Genomic DNA, 17,044 nt, shown 5'->3' with positions numbered 1-17,044 from the left:
GGCAACAACAGGGCGTCGTCAGGTGGTCTTCGGGCTCGACTTCGTCTCCGTTCCCGGCGCCTTCCCAGTGCGCATGGCGCCAGTGGTTCAAGTCGGGGCGGATCAGTCATACCGCTGCGCGTCAGCTCCGGCTTTTCACCGGATTCCAGCGCTGGTGTGGTCACCAGCAACCTGACGCGAGGATTTTAGCACCCCCTTCGCATACCGCTATCCAGGGCCTCCACGACAGCGGCACCGATGACGATCGCGTTCACCGAGCGCGGCGTTTTCGGCAGCTTCCACATGGGGATCAGACCATATTGATGCACTGACGATCCCTAAATACGCGAGCCGCCGATACGGCCCCGAGCGAGGCCCCTCAGTTCGCCTGACGCATGCCGCTCTGCGCAGCCTGCCAGCGCTTCCCGCAACCTCACCACGCGTTTGCCGGGTTCGGGGTTGGCGACGTGAGCCGTGTCACAAGTTCACGAGCTGGCTCACCCGTCCGCGAGAGACGCCCATGATCACAGCAGAGTCGGATACAGAGTAGCCAGCTGCACGCAGATGTTGAGCTGCGGCACGCGACTGGCGTGCCGCCATTTCGGTGGCCTCAGCTGCGGCACGGGTAGCCTCGCGCGCCTGTGCAACCTCGTCGGCAAGTGCTCCGATCTCGGGAATGATGGTGATGTCGACGTCGGCATGATCGACGCTCTCATCCATGGTGTCGAGATAGTCGACAACCTGCTGACGGGCATTACACAGGTTGCGAACCTGGGTGTGCTGTTGCTCGCCAATTTCAAGTTCCCAGCCGCCCGACCAGCGGGTAGCGGTGACAATGAGGCTGTTCATTGCTGCTTGCTCCTCTCGATTGCGTCGAGGGCGTCCTTGACGACCTTCGGCGAGCATTCGGTGGTCTGGGTGATGATGGTCCACGTGGTGCCGTTGCGCCACTTCTCGTGGTCGCCCTTGCCTTGAGTTGGGGTAAAGCCAGCCTCACGCAGCAGCCCGACGAGTTTGCGGTACTTCATCGGCTTGACCATGAGTCATAAGTTAGCCCACCTATACACGCAATGTAAAGCCGGGGTAAATATATCGTGATTCTGCTGTTACTCCACTGTTATGCGGCATCTCATATGGTCACGCTCATGGGCGGTGAGCTGGATGATCCGGGGCGTGCTCCCGCCACAGCCAGGCCATCGCTCACGGCACTTGGCCGCCCGACTGAAGCAATCGTGATGCCCGCAACCTTTACTATCTCGCGAGCCGTTGCAGCATGACCAGCAGCCACACCTCAGAAGAAAGAAGGCCGCCCCCGCAGCGGCGGGGACGGCCAGAGCAATAACTGAAAGGGGAGCTATGCTCATCGCTCAGCTTAGCTCTTTCACCTAGCAGAATCAGTCTGTTCGTGTCGTCACTATCGACGGTGATCCGTGATTCGTCCCGGCGGACCTGTGCAACGCGCCCGCTCCGCACCACCCATCACACAACGAAAGCCGACTCCCCACACAAGGCGGGGTCGGCACGGAGCAAGTTTGGTTCCCTCATTGCGCCACAGGACGCAGCGGCATGAGTGAACTCATGCCCATGTACGTTGCGCATGGGATACCAGCTCTTGCCGCTCAGGACACAATTCCACGAGGAATTTATACGAACGACACGCCGCCCCATAACTGACCAAAGCCACATCGTTTAACCTAGTCAGATCCATATTTTAGGGACGAGCCATCCTATAAGCCGGGTTCTGTAGCCCCGCCGGGCCGGTGATCATCCATCTGTGAACACCATTGCTGGTGTCCTCCAGCCTTTCGGCTGCGCAGCCTACCCGAACGCTCGAGCGAGCAGCCCTCAAACACGTCCGCGACCTCACGGTCTTCTTGGCCTTGCTCCAGGTGGGGTTTGCCATGCCGTCACCGTCACCGATGACGCGGTGGGCTCTTACCCCGCCGTTTCACCCTCACCGGCTCGAAACCGGCAGTCTGTTCTCTGTGGCACTTTCCCGCGGGTCACCCCGGGTGGGCGTTACCCACCACCCTGCTCTATGGAGCCCGGACTTTCCTCGGCAACTTAGCGCTGCCGCGATCACCCGGATGGCTCGTCCGGGCGCCAATTCTACGGATATCTCGGTACTACCGCCACACGGTGCCACAGAAGCCTCAGATGGACTCCCCGGTACGCACTAAGATGCGATCGCATTCCTCGCATCGCACCACTTCATCGTCGCCAGCCGCCGCATAACTGCGCAGGTCAGCGGCAGTGGCGGCGATGCCGCATCCTTCACAGACTCCGTGCACGAGCTTTGCGCATCCCATGCCAGTACGCTCGCGCAGCAGTTCGTACAGCTTCAAGAGGTCAGCCGGAACACCACCAGCCTGAGTCTGACGAACCCGTCGCAGTTCACTCAATCCCTCGTCGATCTCTTTGAGACCAGCGTCGCGAGAAACCAGCACGGTGCGGATGTGCCCGTCGAGCTCGATGCGGCGTCGATCAGCGTCGGCGTGGGCCCTCTCGGCATCCTCGACGGCCTGCATAGCCTCAAGCTCGGCGTCCTCCAGTCGAGAGATGCGCCGCCCTAGGTGCTCGATTTCCTCGGTCAGGCCGCGCAACGCTTTATGGTCGGTGATGGTGCCCGCGTCCACGGTTTTCTGGTTACGCTCCATTCGGGCGCGAGCTGGTTCGAGGTCGCCCTCGATACGTTCCTGCTCCATTTTGGCGTCCGATAGAGCGGTGGACTTAGCGACGACCTCCTCCGCAAGCGTTCGCCGCTGCACTGCAAGGTCCTTGAGTTCGGCCAACTCGGGCAGAGTCCGACGACGATGCTCTGCTTGAGCGATCCGCCGATCAGTCTGAGCAAGGTCCAGAAGCTTCCACTGATCCTGTGCCGCAGCTTTCACGCTTGCCTCCTGCGTTCCGTGGCCCTGTTGACATGTGAGGCTCAGCCTACCTCCAGTCGGTATAGCGCTGAGCATATGTGCGATGACCTGCCCTAGCGCGAGTTCAGGCCCCCTCACACCCAGTGTGAGCTTCTGGCGGTAACTATCCCCCCTGATGCCGTCTATACGGCAACTAACTTTCGGACAATCCTGCCGCAACTCCTTATGGACATGGGCATCAGCATGTCTATGCTCTTTTTATCGCATACCTCCGCACCTCTAAGAAAAACTGATCAGTAATGGCACCCCTTCGCCCTAGCATTGCCATAGCAGCAGTCGCGCTTTCTTTACTAGCAGTGACGACCACTGCGGCATCTGCCCAAGAAAACTTGGTGGGTAGGCGGGATGACGGCGCAACCACCACAGGATTAGGCGGGAGGAGCTACACCTACTTACTGTCCGCGATAAGAAGCTTGCCAATAGCAACTATGTCAACAAGAGCCAGCGGATTGGTGATTGCACCATCGAGACCAAGGGTGGCACCTGCACAATCAGCTCTGGAATGTCAGCAACCAGGACCGTCCAGCTGGCCCTCGGAGCCAGCAGGGACAATATCAGCGCCCAACTGTCCCTCTCTTCTGCTACTACACAAAGCGTTACGGTAGGATGCACTTCTCCTGCAATGGCGGCAGGAAAAGTATGGACGGCTTGGCCTACGGGAAACTTGTGGCAGTATCGAATCAACAAGCGTGTTCACGAAAGGAGATCCGATGGAATGGATTACGACGGCGGAACTAGCGATCTCCTGAAGGCATTTGACCCCTCGCAGACCAGAATCTCTTGCGGACTCAGATGAAAGTCTTGAAACTCGCTGCATTGACGCTGGCTGCAATACTTTCTGCGACCGCCAGCGCCTGTACAAAGACGCCCCATAAGTCATCTCCTGAAAATACTTCCTTAGCGATATCTGATCTTCCCGGAAGGCCGATAAGTGACGTCGGAGCAAGGATCAGGAAGGATACTTCTCTCTACGTACAAGACGCTTCTCCGATCGTCGGGATGAAACCTTCATATAACGCATCTCAGCAGTCTTCGGATCAATGGACCATCCTAGCTGCCTGTGCAGATGAAACATCCGTTGAAACATCTCACAAAATTCAGGTTTCAGTGATACCAACAACGAAAATATCCCCCTCCATAAGAAAGTCAATTTCTAGTCATAGATTTAACTATACAGTCGATTGCTCTGAGTAGAAAAAATCCTTCTGAATTCTAACCATCACGCAACGCGACGCCCTCACTGACCGGCCTGTTTGTCCGCAACCACCACGGCGAAGCCGTAATTCGATACCTGCCCTGTGGAGGTCACGTTGGTTCGATAGGCGACGGGTACCTAACTAACCCGGGTGTAGGGGGACTAGACTGACCTGGACAGAGGACCGGCATTGCGTCTGTGCGGCCCCATAAAAGCCCTCTGGACCCCAAGACTTCCGTGTCACCGAGACCTACACTAGAGGGGATACTCAACAATCAGCGGAGGTCCGAATATGACCGAGACGAGGTCCACAGAGCTCAACGAACAACTGCGGCAAGCCGAAAAACAAAGGATCCCCAAGCGTCAGACCCCGTTCTCAAAAGCCTTCGTCGAGTTCATCCCTACCGACTGGGCCCCCTATCCCGACGAGCTGCCCGAACCGCTCAGCTCGGCGCCTTCGGCTACCGCACACCGTGATGCCTTAGCCGCCCGCTTCGATAGCGATCGCCTCGTCATCCCCGCTGGCCATCTCATGCGTCGCAACAACGACTGCGATTACCCTTTCCGCCCCAACACCGCCTTCGCCTACTACTCGGGCTTAGGCACCGACAGGGAGCCCAACGCGGTCCTAGTCGTCGATACGACCGCGGAAACTCGCGATGTGCTGTACTTCAAGCCGCGTGCGCCCCGCACCGACCGCGAGTTCTATGCTGATCCAACCTACGGTGAGATGTGGGTTGGCCAGCGAGAGTCCCTTGAGGAAATGGCGGCCATGACGGGACTCGTCTGCCGTGACATCTCCCAACTCGACGACGCCCTGTCGACCGGAGACGCCACAGTGCGCGTTATTCGCGACGCCGACGAGACTGTCACCGCCACCGTCGACTCATTGCGTCCTCGGGGCTCTGAAGACGCCGACGACGAGTTCTACGAGTTTTCCTCAGCCGCCCGCTTCTGCAAAGACGATTGGGAGGTCGAGCAACTGCGGGATGCCTGCCGCAAATCCAAGGTGGGTTTTGAATCCATGATCGCTGAGATCCCGGAAGCCGTCCGCAAGGGGCGAGGCGAGCGTTGGATGGAAGGCACCTTCGGACGTGTCGCTCGTCATCTTGGCAATGAGGTGGGCTACGGCTCGATCTGCGCAGCCGGCGACCACGCCAACACGCTGCACTGGGTACGCAACGACGGCGACCTGCGCCCCGGCGAACTTATCCTTATCGACGCTGGGATCGAGGTCGACTCCCTTTACACCGCCGACATCACCCGCACCCTACCGATCTCGGGAACCTTCTCTCCCGCCCAGCGTCGCGTCTACCAGGCCGTCCTTGAGGCTCAGGACGCGGCAGCTGCCGTCGCGAAAGTTGGCCACGACCATGCCGAGATCCATCAGGCCGCCATTCGCGTCATCTGCGAGTATCTGCACGAGTGGGGCATCCTTCCAGTCAGCGTCGAGGAGTCGCTGTCCCCCGAAGGCGGGCAGCACCGCCGGTGGATGGTTCACGGCACGTCGCACCACCTCGGTCTAGATGTCCACGACTGTAACCAGGCACGTCGTCAGGATTACTCCGGACCGCTCAAGAAGGGTATGTGCGTCTCCGACGAGCCGGGTATCTACTTCAAACAAACCGACCTACTGGTCCCCGAGGAGTTCCGCGGTATCGGTGTACGCATTGAGGACGACCTGTGCATCACTGACGGTGAGCCTGAGTGGCTATCCAAGGATTGCCCGCGTCAGGTCGACGAGATCGAGGCCTGGATGCAAGAGATCTGGGGACGCGCTTGCCACTGATCCAGTGTCGATGCGCGGTGTCCAGACTTCTCAGCCTCTGGCACTGCGCATCGTCGCCGTCATGGTCAGGCACAGGATGAGCACGGCGGGGATCGCGTGCAAGGTTCCCAGACCGTGGCTGGATCCGTTAACGGCGATGAGCACCCCGACGACGAGCTCAATGACGATGAACACAGCGCAGAGAATGTCCCAGCCATTGCGACGCCCCCAGCGAGCCACGAGGGAAACGATCGCGAGCAGCATTCCGATTCCCATGATGGCCTGCTGAGCAATCCAGCCAGCGAAAGGTCCGTCCCCGGCACCACGTACGAACATCGCCCAGCCCATACAACGGGTCAGCGACCCGCAACCGGCCACCTGCACAGCGAAGAAGTGGCCGATAACGAGGAAGGCGACAGCTCCAATCCCAAGCTTGGTCCGCCCATTCCATCTCCACGACGACCGTGGCTTACGCGCAACAAAGTAAGCCCGCCACATAGCTCCCATCGAGATAATCGCGGCAAGCAGGTCGAAAGAGGCCTCAACCGAGTTAATCCCCCACTTGATGGTCATCATACCGAACACGCCGGACGTCAACGCCCCCAACAGAGCTACGATCGGGAGGGCAGCCAGCAGCTTGTCAGCATGTCGATACACCATGCCGACGATGACGCTGGCGAGCGCGAACAGACCCACCGAGGCCGAAATGACGCGATGGATGAACTCGACCCACGGCTGGGTAGCGTCCAACGGGGTGAGACGACCGACATAACAACCGGGCCAGTTCGGGCACGAGGCCGAGGCATCAGTGGCACACACCGTCGATCCCAGCGCCAACGTGACAGTGATGGCGACAGCAGTGACGGCGAAAAGAACCACGACCCCTCTCGGCACGGCGTTCCTAGTTGTGACGGTGTTGGCCATAACATTCCTCGATGGTGCTGATTGCCGTTTGTCGGCACAGGTGCCGAAGGCGCGGACTGTCTGATACTGCCACCACCGCCGGGCACGCCCGTCGGCAGGCCCCCAAAAACAAATCAGCCTTCGAAAGCCTTCGCCCTCATGAATGGCATATCAGACACCATCTCACGGGCCTGTGCAGCCACCTTGTGTTCAGCGAGCACCTCATAGTGGGTAGCCACGACTTGCTGGACAGAGTTAAAGTCCCTCTCTCCACCACTCATCGAGTACGTAATAGCGGCGGTAATCATGCCGATAACCACACCAACGATGAGTCCGGTCAGCAGCAGGGAGAGAACGGCCCCGCCTGGGGTGAAGAACATCATCATGAGGCCGACGAGAAGGCCCATCCCGAGTCCTGACACCGCCCCTTGGCCGAGCACCGAGCCCCACGTGCGACGTCCGGTAACGCGCTCCACCGTTTTGAGGTCTGTCCCGACGATGCAGAGATTTTCGACCGGAAATTCCTTATCGGACAGCTGGTCGACAATCTTCTGGGCGGTCGCGTAGTCATCAACCACGACGACCGACTGCGGGTACTCCAGATTGAATATGGCACTCGCTCTGCCCGGGACCACACTTAACATCACGGCTTCCTCCTTGAGGTAAGCATCAGTTTACGGGTAAGCACCGACAGCTTCTTGCTCTCGTCTCGCAGCGTTAATGTTTGCCGCCTGGGTATATTTTGCGGGGTGAACAGGTCCCAATCGGTATTCATCTCTCGGATTCGTGGCCTTCCTGTCATGGATGCCAGTGGCGACCAGGTCGGTAAGGTCAGGGATGTCGTCGTCCAGATGCGTACGCCGGGGCGCGCCCCGCTGGTGCGCGGGCTCGTCGTCGAGCTATTCGCCCGTCGACGAATCTTCGTCCCGATGGTCCGAGTGCACGCCATTGACGCGGTTCAGATCATGATCTCGGGAACCGTCAACACCCGAGTGTTCTCTCGCCGAGTCTCCGAGACCCTCGTCATCGAAGACCTCTTCGACCGCACTTTCCGCCGCAATGGCACGCCAGTATGGGTCATGGACGTTTCAATGGCTCCCGTGCGCAGCCGCGAGTGGGAGATTAATGAGGTGGCCCTCGCCGAATCTGGGCGCAGTCGATTCATCCGCAAGGCTCCCAGTAACCCGACCATCGTCGATTGGCGCGAAGTCCCCTCCCTCGTGCTCGCCTCGCGCCAGTCCACTGAGAGAACCATCGCCGAGATGCATGAGATGAAGCCAGCGGACATGGCCCGGGAACTTCACGACATGAACCCGCATCGCCGTGCAGAAGTCGCCATGGCCCTGGACGACGACCAGCTTGCCAACGCCATCGAGGAACTTCCCGAGGACGAGCAGGTTTCCCTCATCACCGTCCTCGACCCCGACCGCGCCGCCGACATCCTCGAAGAGATGGACCCCGACGACGCCGCCGACCTAATCAAAGAGCTCCCCGATACCACCGCCCACCAGTTGCTGGCGCGCATGGAGCCCGACGACGCCGACGACGTCCGCTCCCTGATGGCCTACGACGAGTTCACTGCGGGAGCCATGATGACCCCTGAGCCCGTCATCGTTGCCGCCGACGCGACTGTCGCTGACGCCTTGGCTTTGGTACGTAACGAAGACATCACACCAGCCGAGGCATCCATGGTCTTCGTGTGCCGTCCTCCCACCGAAACCCCTACCGGCCGTTACCTGGGAGCGGTACACGTGCAACGGCTCCTGCGCGAACCTCCTTCGACGATGGTCTCAGCGATCATCGACTCCGACCTTGAGCCCATGCACACCGATGCCCCGGTAGGCGCGGTGAGCCGCTACTTCGCTACCTATAACCTCGTCGTCGTTCCCGTCGTCAACGATGCGAACCAGCTGGTTGGGGCGGTAGCCGTTGACGACCTTCTTGACCATCTGCTACCCGCCGACTGGCGCGGCGACCAGATGGACGGCGAATTCGTGGAGGTGAACCATGGCTGATAACGATCAGTGGCTGCATGACGCTGACCGCCTCGACATCCCGGGACCACGCAAGGTCAAACGCCCTCGAGTACAGCTGGACTCCGAGAAGTTCGGGCAGTTCGCGGAGGCCACCGCGCGGTTTATGGGCACGGCAAAGTTCCTCGTCTACATGACGGTGATCGTATGCAGCTGGGTCATCTGGAATCTCGTAGCAATCTATAAGTTGCGCTTCGACCCGTACCCGTTCATCCTGCTCAATCTGTTCTTCTCTACCCAAGCTTCTTACTCCGCTCCCCTCATCCTGCTGGCGCAGAATCGCCAGGAGGACCGGGATCGGGTGTCGATGGCTGAGGATCGTCGGGTCGCCGCCCAGTCTCGTGCCGACATGGAGTTCCTGGCCCGGGAGGTCGCATCCATTCGGATGCAGATGGGCGAGTTGGCCACGCGCGATTATTTGCGCTCGGAGCTACGCGACGAGTTGCGCTCCCTGCTCGAGGAGATCGAGGCCTCACCGGCCTCCCACTAACTGACCCGGTTCGCGACGAGCGAGTTGTCGCATCGGGCCAACGGTGTGTAGACAAGTCAGCATGAGCACCGAGAACCCAGTGGTTAAGGCCATTGCCGATGCGTTGTCGCACGTCAATGACCCCGAGATCAAACGCCCCATTACCGATCTCAACATGATTGATGAGATTACCGTCGACGAGCAGGGACGCGCTTTCGTCCGCATCCTGCTGACCGTCGCCGGGTGTCCCCTCAAGACCGAGCTACGTGAGCAGGCCACCGAGGCTGTGCGCAGCGTTGACGGGGTGACCAGTGTTTCCGTCGAACTCGGCACCATGACCGACGAACAGCGCGATGCTCTCAAAGTTCAGCTGCGCGGCGACGTCCCCGAACGCGTCATTCCCTTTGCCCAACCGGGGAACACCACCAAAGTCATCGCGGTTTCCTCGGGTAAAGGTGGCGTCGGCAAATCCTCTGTCACCGTCAACCTGGCCCTGGCCCTGGCTCAGCTCGGCCGCGAGGTTGGTCTACTGGACGCCGACATCTACGGCCACTCGGTGCCTGACATGCTCGGCCTAGGGGATGCCCACCCCACTCCTCTTGATGACATGCTGCTTCCGGTTCCTGGACTTGGCATTAAGTCGATCAGCATCGGCATGATGAAGCCCAACAAGTCCGACGTCATCGCTTGGCGCGGACCGATCCTCGACCGGGCACTCACTCAGCTGCTGGCCGACGTTCACTGGGGCGATCTTGACTACCTCCTCATCGATCTTCCGCCTGGCACCGGCGACATCGCCATGAGTCTGGGACAGAAGCTGCCCAACGCTGAGGTACTTGTCGTCACCACCCCGCAGCAGGCCGCATCCGAGGTGGCTGAGCGTGCCGGCACGATGGCTGGAATCATGCAGCAACGGGTGTTAGGCGTCGTGGAGAACATGTCATGGCTGGAAGTGACCGCGCCAAAGTCCCGCGAGACCTTCCGCGTCGAACTGTTCGGCACCGGTGGCGGTCAAAAGGCTGCCGACGCACTGTCAGAACGTCTGGGCACCACGATCCCGTTGCTCGGCCAGATCCCACTCGACGTCGAACTGCGCAGCGGCGGTGACGACGGCGACCCGATCGTCATCACCCACCCGGACTCGCCCGCAGCCGAGGCCATCACCGAACTCGCCAAGACCATTGACGCGCGCCCGCGTGGTCTGGTCGGCATAAATCTGGGGGTTCAACCCGTCAGTCACTGATTGAACGTACTCACGGGCCCGCTGGGGCGATCCTCGTGTGCTGTATCTTTAAGGCCATGTATCACCATTCATGGCATTCCCCGGATGCACGACGCCGAGGCGTCACCCGGTGGGCGACCACCTTCATTGCTGCCCTTACTGCCGCCTGCATGGCACAGATGCCTGCACAGGCCTCGCCCCATACCAGCGACGCCGCTCCCCACATCGCAACGTCAAAGACCATCACCGACGCCGGCCCCATCGGGCAGTCCGGCCGTTGGTACACCGACGGTCAGGGTCGCGCTATCCTCACCGCCGGTGTCAACATGGTCTCTAAACGTCACCCATACAGTCCCGAAGCCGATGGATTCGATGACGCCGACGCTGCCTGGTTACAGAAGAACGGCTTCGATTCGGTGCGCCTGGGAGTCATATGGAAGGGGGTCGAGCCCAAGCCCGGAGAGTACGACGACGCCTACCTGGCCAGCATCACCCGCACAGTAAGAACACTTCGCGCTCACGGCATAATGACCCTCTTGGACGCTCACCAGGACATGTATAACGAGAAGTTCGAGGGTGAGGGAGCCCCCGACTGGGCCGTTCTCGACAAGGGAGCACCGAATCTGCTCAAGGTTGGCTTCCCCGCCAACCAGGTCTTCAACCTCGGACTCATCAAGGCTTACGACAGTTTCCTGGACAATGCCAAGGGCCCGGGCGGAGTGGGCTTGCAGGATCGTTACGCGGCCATGTGGAAGCACGTCGCACAGGTCGTCGGGCAGGAACCCGGCGTCATGGGATACGACATTATCAACGAGCCTTGGCCGGGACATCACTACCCCATCTGCTACGTTGCCTTCGGCTGGTGCGGCCGAGCGATGGTGTCCTTGGACACCTTGTACGAGAAAGTCGGCAGAGCCATCACCTCGGTCGACCCCGACGGCATCGTCACCTACGAGCCCTACTCAACGTGGAACATGGGGCTGGACAGCCGCCCAGCCCGCCCATCCTCACCGAAGGCTGCCATTTCTTGGCACGTCTACTGCCCCATGAACGCAATCTTCGGCTCCTACGTCGGGTGCAATCTCCCCGACACTCGCACCTTCCACAACGCCGACCAGGCAGCCCAGTTCAACAACTCAGCCTCCTTGCTCAGTGAATTCGGGGCCACCAAAGACCCCGGCACTCTCATGGGGGTCACATCCAAGGCTCGCGCCCATCTGGTCGGCTGGCTGTACTGGACGTACAACGGAAACTCCGACCCGACAACCCAGAATGCTGCAGACGAGGAGCTCGTCCGTCATATCAACCGTCCGGGACCTGTCACCGACGAACAAGTGGACCACACCAAGCTCGCCATTCTGGCGGTACCGCACCTGCGCGCCGCTGCGGGCACCCCGACCTCGACGACCTGGGACCAGTCCACCCGGACGTACCAGGCCACGTGGACGGCTAAACGTGTCGCCGGTGACGGTGACTTCGCGGCAGGATCCGTCTCCGAGATCGCCGTCCCGGCTATCCACTACCCCAATGGTTACAAGGTCGAGGTGAAGGGCGCCAAGGTCATTTCCAAAGCCGGAGACACACGCCTGCAGGTCAGCTCCACCGGAGAAGGCCCGGTAAGCGTCACCATCACCCCTGCCGGTCAGGCCTAAGCCACTTGTGGCACGAACAACCTATGCCAGACGCCCCTTGACAAGATGGCATGCAGCACTCGTGGCACAAGGGGCTCGAACGTGATGTGGTGGGCCACCCAATACCAGGTGGCCCACCACATCACAGATAGGTCATCATGTAAGGAATCACATTAGGTGGCCTCGAGGTCAAAGGGGACGGGAACGGCCTCGTCATGAACGACTGAGGAGGGTGCCGAAACGGGAGTTTCCGGAAGGCCCTCGGAGTTACGAATGTCAGCCAAGCCCAAGTCGAGGTCGGAGCGGACGTCGGACAAATCAGCCTTAATTTCGTCAATGTCGTCCTGCAAGCTATCCAGGACGTACTTGCGCACAAAATTCTGCGGCTTGAGGTCCTGGTAGTCCAGATCGGCGAACTGCGGACCCAGCTCGCTGCGAAGCTGATCGCGCGTGTTGTTCGCGATGTCCTTGAGGTAATGGTAAATGCGCGCCGCTTTGCGGGCCATCTCGGGCAGCTTGTCCGGCCCAAACATGAGCACAGCAATGACGATGAGTACCGCGATTTCCGCTGGACCTGCTGTGGACATGGCCTTTACCTTACCCCTGGCTTCGAGCTCCCAATGTCATGGCGAGGTTGTCACAGCTGAGTGCGATCCAACACACCGAAGAAAGTCTCAGCCTGCTCAGGAGTCGGCATCGTCTGAGGGGGACGCACCCTACCGACGGTAAACCCCTGGTGAGCCAGTCCCGCCTTAACCATGGTGGCCCCCTGAGCTGCAAAGACACCGGTAAGCACTGGCAGGATCTCCCGGTAGGTCGACAATGCCTCGTCAATTCGGCCGTCAACATATGCGTCGATGACCTCGTGCATGCGTCGACCGGTGAAATGGGTTGACGTGCCGACGAGGCCAACTCCACCCACTGACAGCAATGCCGGAGTGATGGCATCGTCACCGGAGTAGTAGGCCAGAGTGGTGCTGGCCATCACCGTCGCTGACTCAACCACAAGCCCCTTGGCGTCCTTGACGGCCACAATCCGTGCATGGTCGGCCAGTTCAATGAGGGTCTTCGTCTCAATCGGAGTACCGGTACGTCCCGGAATGTCATAAAGCATGATCGGCAGGTCGGTGGCATCGGCAACAGCGGTGAAGTGCTCAATGATCCCAGCCTGTGAGGGCTTGGAGTAGTAGGGGGTGACGACAAGTAGACCGTCAGCTCCAGCCTCGGCAGCCTGGTGAGCCAGTTCGATGGTGTGAGCGGTGTCATTGGTTCCGACTCCGGCTACAACCGCAGCATCCGATCCGACAGCCTCGACGACAGCCTTAACGATCTCAGCCTTCTCAGAATCAGTCGTGGTCGGCGATTCCCCCGTCGTGCCGTTGACGACAATGCCGTCATTGTTTTGTTCCTCAACGAGCTTGTGCGCCAACTCGCCAGTCCGACGCAGGTCCACCGCCCCGTCGAACGTCATCGGAGTCACCATGGCCGTAAGCAGACGGCCAAAAACGGGAGCGGACATGCAAAACCTCCTTGTATAGCTGGTGCCCATGGTAGCCACGAGATGGCCTCAGCGGGATAGGCTGTTAGTGTGAGTCCAGCACAGCCCAGACATCAAGTCCCCGACGCCCGGTCGTGGGAGTACGCCGACGGCTTCGTCGCACCCTCCCCGGCTCTACAGGAGGCCCGCGAAGCAGCCCGCGCTGATCAGTGGGAAGTGCTCGGCAACGGCACCACCGCCTTGCTGACCTTCTTGGCGCGCACCATGCAGGCCGGGAGCGTCGTCACCATCGGCACTGACGCCGGAGTCTCAGGGCTGGCCCTCTTGGAGGGCATGACCGATCATGGTGTCTTGACCAGCATCGACCCCGACGCTGAGCGTCAGGCTGCTGCCCGTAAGGTTCTGAGCCTGGCCCGTATCCGCTCTAATCAGGTGCGCCTCATCACCGGGACTCCGCTGGATGTGCTACCTAAACTGCGTGATGGCGCCTACGACATAGTGCTCATCAATGGCGACCGACTTGAATACGTGGAATACGTCTCCCAGGCCCTACGCTTACTCCGCCCCGGAGGCGTTGTTGTCGTTAACGACGCGCTGGCCAACAACCACATCGCTGATCCGGATAATGAGGACGATGACACCCTCATCATCCGCGAAACCCTCGACTCGGTGCTAGAGACCGAAGAATTCACCCCGGTGCTGCTACCCGTTGGTGAAGGTTTGCTGTTGGCCACGAAAAGTTGAGCTTGCGCGTCTGACGCAAGACAAAACGAATCGGCTCCCCGAAAAATGGGGAGCCGATTCGTGCGTCCTGAAGATCGCTCAATCAATAGGGAACCGTGATTCCTTTACCGACCACCGTCACACCGCCTGGGGAGACGGTGAATCCACGAGCACGGTCGTGGTCGTGGTCGACACCCACTTGGGCACCGTCAGGAACAATGACATTCTTGTCGAGGATCGCACGGTGGACCGTCGCATTGGAACCAATCGCCACATTGTTCATGACGATTGACTCATCGACTCGAGCCCACCGTTCGATGCGAGCCCGCGGGCCTAACACCGTGCGATAGATGTCGGTGCCGGAAATGATGCACCCGGCAGAGACCAGGGTGTCGTCGCAGGACCCGCGCATCACGAACTTGGCACCGGGGGCCTGTTCCTGCATGGTCCAGATGGGCCAGTCCGGGTTGTACAGGTTGAACTCCGGCTCGACCGAGACCAGATCCATGTGCGCGTCGTGGTAAGCATCAATGGTGCCCACGTCCCGCCAGTAGTCGGCATCCTTCTCAGTGTTGCCAGGAACCTCGTTGTCACGAAAGTCGTACACCTGCGCGTCAGCGGCGTTGACGAATCTCGGAATAACATCGCCACCCATGTCGTGCCGCGAGTCGGCGCTGTGGGCGTCGTCGTGGAGGGCCTGGACCAGGGCCTCGCGGCTGAAGATGTAGTTACCCATCGAGGCGAAAGACTCGTCCGAAGCGTCCGGCAGACCAGGCGGATCAGCCGGTTTTTCGAGGAACTCGGTGATCTTATGGTTCTGGTCAGCATCAATAATTCCGAAGGCAGAAGCGTCTTTGCGAGGCACTCGGATACCGGCGACGGTGCATCCCAGCCCGGAGTCGATGTGATACTGCAACATGGCGTCGACATCCATCCGATAAATGTTGTCGGCGCCAAAGACCACAACGTAGTCGGGACTCTGGTCATTGATGAGGTTGAGGGACTGGTAGATGGCGTCAGCACTTCCCTGGTACCACCGCGGCCCAAGACGCTGCTGGGCCGGGACCGGGGTCACATAGGAGCCCAGCATGGTCGACATCCGCCAGGTGATGGAGATGTGACGGTCAAGTGAGTGAGACTTGTACTGGGTCAGCACAGCGATCTGAGTGAGCCCTGAATTCGCCAGATTGGACAGCACAAAGTCGATAAGACGGTAGGTACCACCAAAGGGAACGGCTGGTTTGGCCCGGTCCATCGTGAGAGGCATAAGGCGTTTGCCTTCGCCGCCAGCGAGGACGATGGATAGAACCTTGGGACGCGTCTTTGCCATGGTCCTCAATCTACCGTCACCGAACACCCATGCAGGCAATCATCACAAGGTCGGCTGCACAATGTCGACGAGAGTTTTCAGTCTGTTGACCGCACCGCAACGCTACTACCCCACCGAGGCCGTCTTTGTGGGACGATCAAGCCATGTACGTGTCCGTCCTGACCCGCGAATATCCTCCTACCATCTATGGCGGCGCCGGCGTCCACGTCGCGCAACTCGTCCCCCAGCTTCGCACCCTCATCGACGTCGATGTGCAGTGCATGGGACAGCCGCGTGAAGGAGCCACCGCCCACGCTGAGAACTATCCGGAAGGTGCCAACGGCGCGCTGCGGGCCTTCGGCGCAGACCTGTCCATGGTCGATGCCATCCCTGACGAGGTCGACCTCGTCCATTCCCACACGTGGTATACCAATCTCGCTGGTTTGCTCGCCGGTGTTTTCCACGACGTCCCGCACGTCATCAGCGCTCACTCATTGGAGCCCGACCGTCCCTGGAAGGCAGAGCAGCTCGGTGGCGGTTACAGACTGTCATCCTGGGCAGAAAAGACCGCCTACGACGCCGCAGACGCCGTAATCGCGGTCTCTGAAGGCATGAGGGCCGACGTACTGCGGGCCTATCCCGAATTAGATCCTGACAAGGTGCATGTGGTGCGCAATGGGGTCAACACGGACGAGTTCCATCCCGTCACCGAGACCGATGTGTGCCGTGACATCGGGATGGACCCTGACCGACCTTCGGTGGTCTTCGTCGGGCGCATTACACGACAGAAAGGATTGGTCCACTTGGTGCATGCCGCTACTGAGCTTGATCCTGAGACCCAGCTCGTTTTGCTGGCCGGCGCCCCGGATACCCCACAGATTGGAGAGGAGTTCAAAGCCGCCTTCGAGGAGGTTCGTTCCAGCCGCCGAGCGCCGGTTATCTGGGTGCCGGAGATGCTCCCCCGCTCGTCGGTACGCCAGGTGTTCTCTGCCGCTACAGTCTTTGCCTGCCCTTCGGTCTATGAGCCACTGGGCATTGTCAACCTGGAGGCTATGGCCTGCGCTACGCCGGTAGTGGCATCTCGAGTTGGCGGTATACCGGAGGTTGTCGTCGACGGATCGACCGGGCATCTCGTCGACGGGGTCCCAACCGACTTGTCAACCCCAGAAGATGTCGCGACCTTCGAGTCCGCCTTCGCAGCCGCTATCAACGACCTCACTCGAAACATGGAACGCGCCAAAGCTTTCGGAACCGCTGGTCGTCAGCGTTGCATTGACGAATTCTCCTGGCCTCGAATCGCTGCGCAAACCGTCGAGGTCTACCAGACGGCAATCAAGCGTCACGGCTGACGGTTCGCTTTGTACGATCGTGCCCGGCTTCTTCG

General features: G+C 60.1%; 16 protein-coding genes, 1 other RNA gene and 1 riboswitch. Of the genes, 7 read left to right on the top strand and 10 right to left on the bottom strand.

All coding sequences use genetic code 11. The features are described 5' to 3' along the window. Positions 1 to 4: 4 nt before the first annotated feature. Positions 5 to 190: riboswitch (cobalamin riboswitch) on the bottom strand. Between the two features lie 266 nt (positions 191 to 456). The 5 genes from CPA42_RS03585 to CPA42_RS03565 all read right to left on the bottom strand — a co-directional run bounded on the left by CPA42_RS03585 (position 457) and on the right by CPA42_RS03565 (position 3,771). Further along, complete coding sequence (locus tag CPA42_RS03585) at positions 457 to 828, bottom strand: hypothetical protein (protein ID WP_002515176.1); 372 nt, start codon at positions 826 to 828, stop codon at positions 457 to 459. Further along, positions 825 to 1,019 (bottom strand): type II toxin-antitoxin system HicA family toxin, encoded by a 195-nt coding sequence (locus CPA42_RS03580; RefSeq protein WP_002515140.1) that lies wholly within the window; start codon positions 1,017 to 1,019, stop codon positions 825 to 827. The genes CPA42_RS03585 and CPA42_RS03580 overlap by 4 nt, the downstream gene beginning before the upstream one ends. A 674-nt stretch (positions 1,020 to 1,693) precedes the next feature. After that, an RNA gene (gene rnpB, locus CPA42_RS03575) (RNase P RNA component class A) lies at positions 1,694 to 2,074 on the bottom strand. Between the two features lie 58 nt (positions 2,075 to 2,132). Next, entirely contained in the window at positions 2,133 to 2,870 is a 738-nt protein-coding gene (locus CPA42_RS03570; protein ID WP_002515174.1) for a zinc ribbon domain-containing protein, read from the bottom strand. A 544-nt stretch (positions 2,871 to 3,414) separates the two neighbouring features. Continuing rightward, positions 3,415 to 3,771, bottom strand: a complete 357-nt coding sequence (locus CPA42_RS03565) for a hypothetical protein (protein WP_002519182.1) — start codon at positions 3,769 to 3,771, stop codon at positions 3,415 to 3,417. A 625-nt stretch (positions 3,772 to 4,396) separates the two neighbouring features. Here CPA42_RS03565 and CPA42_RS03560 point away from each other — a divergent pair. Next, positions 4,397 to 5,893 (top strand): aminopeptidase P family protein, encoded by a 1,497-nt coding sequence (locus CPA42_RS03560; RefSeq protein ID WP_002515159.1) that lies wholly within the window; start codon positions 4,397 to 4,399, stop codon positions 5,891 to 5,893. A gap of 30 nt (positions 5,894 to 5,923) precedes the next feature. On the opposite strand, the gene CPA42_RS03555 is transcribed toward CPA42_RS03560, so the two are convergent. Together CPA42_RS03555 and CPA42_RS03550 are read right to left on the bottom strand one after the other, a co-directional pair. Beyond that, positions 5,924 to 6,796 (bottom strand): COX15/CtaA family protein, encoded by an 873-nt coding sequence (locus tag CPA42_RS03555; RefSeq protein ID WP_002518285.1) that lies wholly within the window; start codon positions 6,794 to 6,796, stop codon positions 5,924 to 5,926. A 113-nt stretch (positions 6,797 to 6,909) separates the two neighbouring features. Further along, complete coding sequence (locus tag CPA42_RS03550; RefSeq protein WP_002515149.1) at positions 6,910 to 7,419, bottom strand: YflT domain-containing protein; 510 nt, start codon at positions 7,417 to 7,419, stop codon at positions 6,910 to 6,912. A 105-nt stretch (positions 7,420 to 7,524) separates the two neighbouring features. Here CPA42_RS03550 and CPA42_RS03545 point away from each other — a divergent pair, with 105 nt between their 5' ends. The 4 genes from CPA42_RS03545 (at position 7,525) to CPA42_RS03530 (ending at position 12,151) form a co-directional block, all read left to right on the top strand. After that, complete coding sequence (locus tag CPA42_RS03545; protein WP_002515179.1) at positions 7,525 to 8,790, top strand: magnesium transporter MgtE N-terminal domain-containing protein; 1,266 nt, start codon at positions 7,525 to 7,527, stop codon at positions 8,788 to 8,790. Continuing rightward, positions 8,783 to 9,298 (top strand): DUF1003 domain-containing protein, encoded by a 516-nt coding sequence (locus CPA42_RS03540; RefSeq protein WP_002514054.1) that lies wholly within the window; start codon positions 8,783 to 8,785, stop codon positions 9,296 to 9,298. The genes CPA42_RS03545 and CPA42_RS03540 overlap by 8 nt, the downstream gene beginning before the upstream one ends. 61 nt (positions 9,299 to 9,359) lie before the next feature. After that, positions 9,360 to 10,520, top strand: a complete 1,161-nt coding sequence (locus CPA42_RS03535) for an Mrp/NBP35 family ATP-binding protein (RefSeq protein WP_002518252.1) — start codon at positions 9,360 to 9,362, stop codon at positions 10,518 to 10,520. Positions 10,521 to 10,669: 149 nt separating this feature from the next. After that, positions 10,670 to 12,151: a glycoside hydrolase family 5 protein gene (locus CPA42_RS03530; RefSeq protein WP_002519184.1), complete on the top strand. Its 1,482-nt coding sequence runs from the start codon at positions 10,670 to 10,672 to the stop codon at positions 12,149 to 12,151. Between the two features lie 152 nt (positions 12,152 to 12,303). Here CPA42_RS03530 and CPA42_RS03525 read toward each other — a convergent pair whose 3' ends face one another. Beyond that, positions 12,304 to 12,717, bottom strand: a complete 414-nt coding sequence (locus CPA42_RS03525; RefSeq protein WP_002515145.1) for a sec-independent translocase — start codon at positions 12,715 to 12,717, stop codon at positions 12,304 to 12,306. Positions 12,718 to 12,767: 50 nt separating this feature from the next. Continuing rightward, on the bottom strand, positions 12,768 to 13,649 hold the full coding sequence (dapA, locus tag CPA42_RS03520) for a 4-hydroxy-tetrahydrodipicolinate synthase (RefSeq protein WP_002514058.1): 882 nt from the start codon (positions 13,647 to 13,649) through the stop codon (positions 12,768 to 12,770). A gap of 69 nt (positions 13,650 to 13,718) precedes the next feature. On the opposite strand from dapA, the gene CPA42_RS03515 reads away from it, so the two are divergent. Beyond that, entirely contained in the window at positions 13,719 to 14,372 is a 654-nt protein-coding gene (locus tag CPA42_RS03515) for an O-methyltransferase (protein ID WP_002514059.1), read from the top strand. 82 nt (positions 14,373 to 14,454) lie between these two features. Here CPA42_RS03515 and glgC read toward each other — a convergent pair whose 3' ends face one another. Next, positions 14,455 to 15,681 carry a glucose-1-phosphate adenylyltransferase gene (gene glgC / locus CPA42_RS03510; RefSeq protein WP_002515129.1) on the bottom strand — a complete coding sequence of 409 codons (1,227 nt, stop codon included), beginning with the start codon at positions 15,679 to 15,681 and terminating at the stop codon, positions 14,455 to 14,457. Positions 15,682 to 15,824: 143 nt separating this feature from the next. On the opposite strand from glgC, the gene glgA reads away from it, so the two are divergent. Continuing rightward, positions 15,825 to 17,009: a glycogen synthase gene (gene glgA, locus CPA42_RS03505; protein ID WP_002515130.1), complete on the top strand. Its 1,185-nt coding sequence runs from the start codon at positions 15,825 to 15,827 to the stop codon at positions 17,007 to 17,009. Positions 17,010 to 17,044: the final 35 nt, after the last annotated feature.

Source organism: Cutibacterium acnes (assembly GCF_003030305.1).
Classification (GTDB): domain Bacteria; phylum Actinomycetota; class Actinomycetes; order Propionibacteriales; family Propionibacteriaceae; genus Cutibacterium; species Cutibacterium acnes.
The sequence above is the reverse complement of the archived record's forward strand: the minus strand, read 5'-3'. Positions and strand labels throughout refer to the sequence as shown.

Bases quoted from the DNA above. Each gene is read 5' to 3' on its own strand.
- CPA42_RS03585 (WP_002515176.1), bottom strand. From the start codon at position 828: ATGAACAGCCTCATTGTCACCGCTACCCGCTGGTCGGGCGGCTGGGAA.
- CPA42_RS03580 (WP_002515140.1), bottom strand. From the start codon at position 1,019: ATGGTCAAGCCGATGAAGTACCGCAAACTCGTCGGGCTGCTGCGTGAG.
- CPA42_RS03560 (WP_002515159.1), top strand. From the start codon at position 4,397: ATGACCGAGACGAGGTCCACAGAGCTCAACGAACAACTGCGGCAAGCC.
- CPA42_RS03555 (WP_002518285.1), bottom strand. From the start codon at position 6,796: ATGGCCAACACCGTCACAACTAGGAACGCCGTGCCGAGAGGGGTCGTG.
- CPA42_RS03550 (WP_002515149.1), bottom strand. From the start codon at position 7,419: ATGTTAAGTGTGGTCCCGGGCAGAGCGAGTGCCATATTCAATCTGGAG.
- CPA42_RS03540 (WP_002514054.1), top strand. From the start codon at position 8,783: ATGGCTGATAACGATCAGTGGCTGCATGACGCTGACCGCCTCGACATC.
- CPA42_RS03535 (WP_002518252.1), top strand. From the start codon at position 9,360: ATGAGCACCGAGAACCCAGTGGTTAAGGCCATTGCCGATGCGTTGTCG.
- CPA42_RS03530 (WP_002519184.1), top strand. From the start codon at position 10,670: ATGGCACAGATGCCTGCACAGGCCTCGCCCCATACCAGCGACGCCGCT.
- CPA42_RS03525 (WP_002515145.1), bottom strand. From the start codon at position 12,717: ATGTCCACAGCAGGTCCAGCGGAAATCGCGGTACTCATCGTCATTGCT.
- dapA (WP_002514058.1), bottom strand. From the start codon at position 13,649: ATGTCCGCTCCCGTTTTTGGCCGTCTGCTTACGGCCATGGTGACTCCG.
- glgC (WP_002515129.1), bottom strand. From the start codon at position 15,681: ATGGCAAAGACGCGTCCCAAGGTTCTATCCATCGTCCTCGCTGGCGGC.
- glgA (WP_002515130.1), top strand. From the start codon at position 15,825: ATGTACGTGTCCGTCCTGACCCGCGAATATCCTCCTACCATCTATGGC.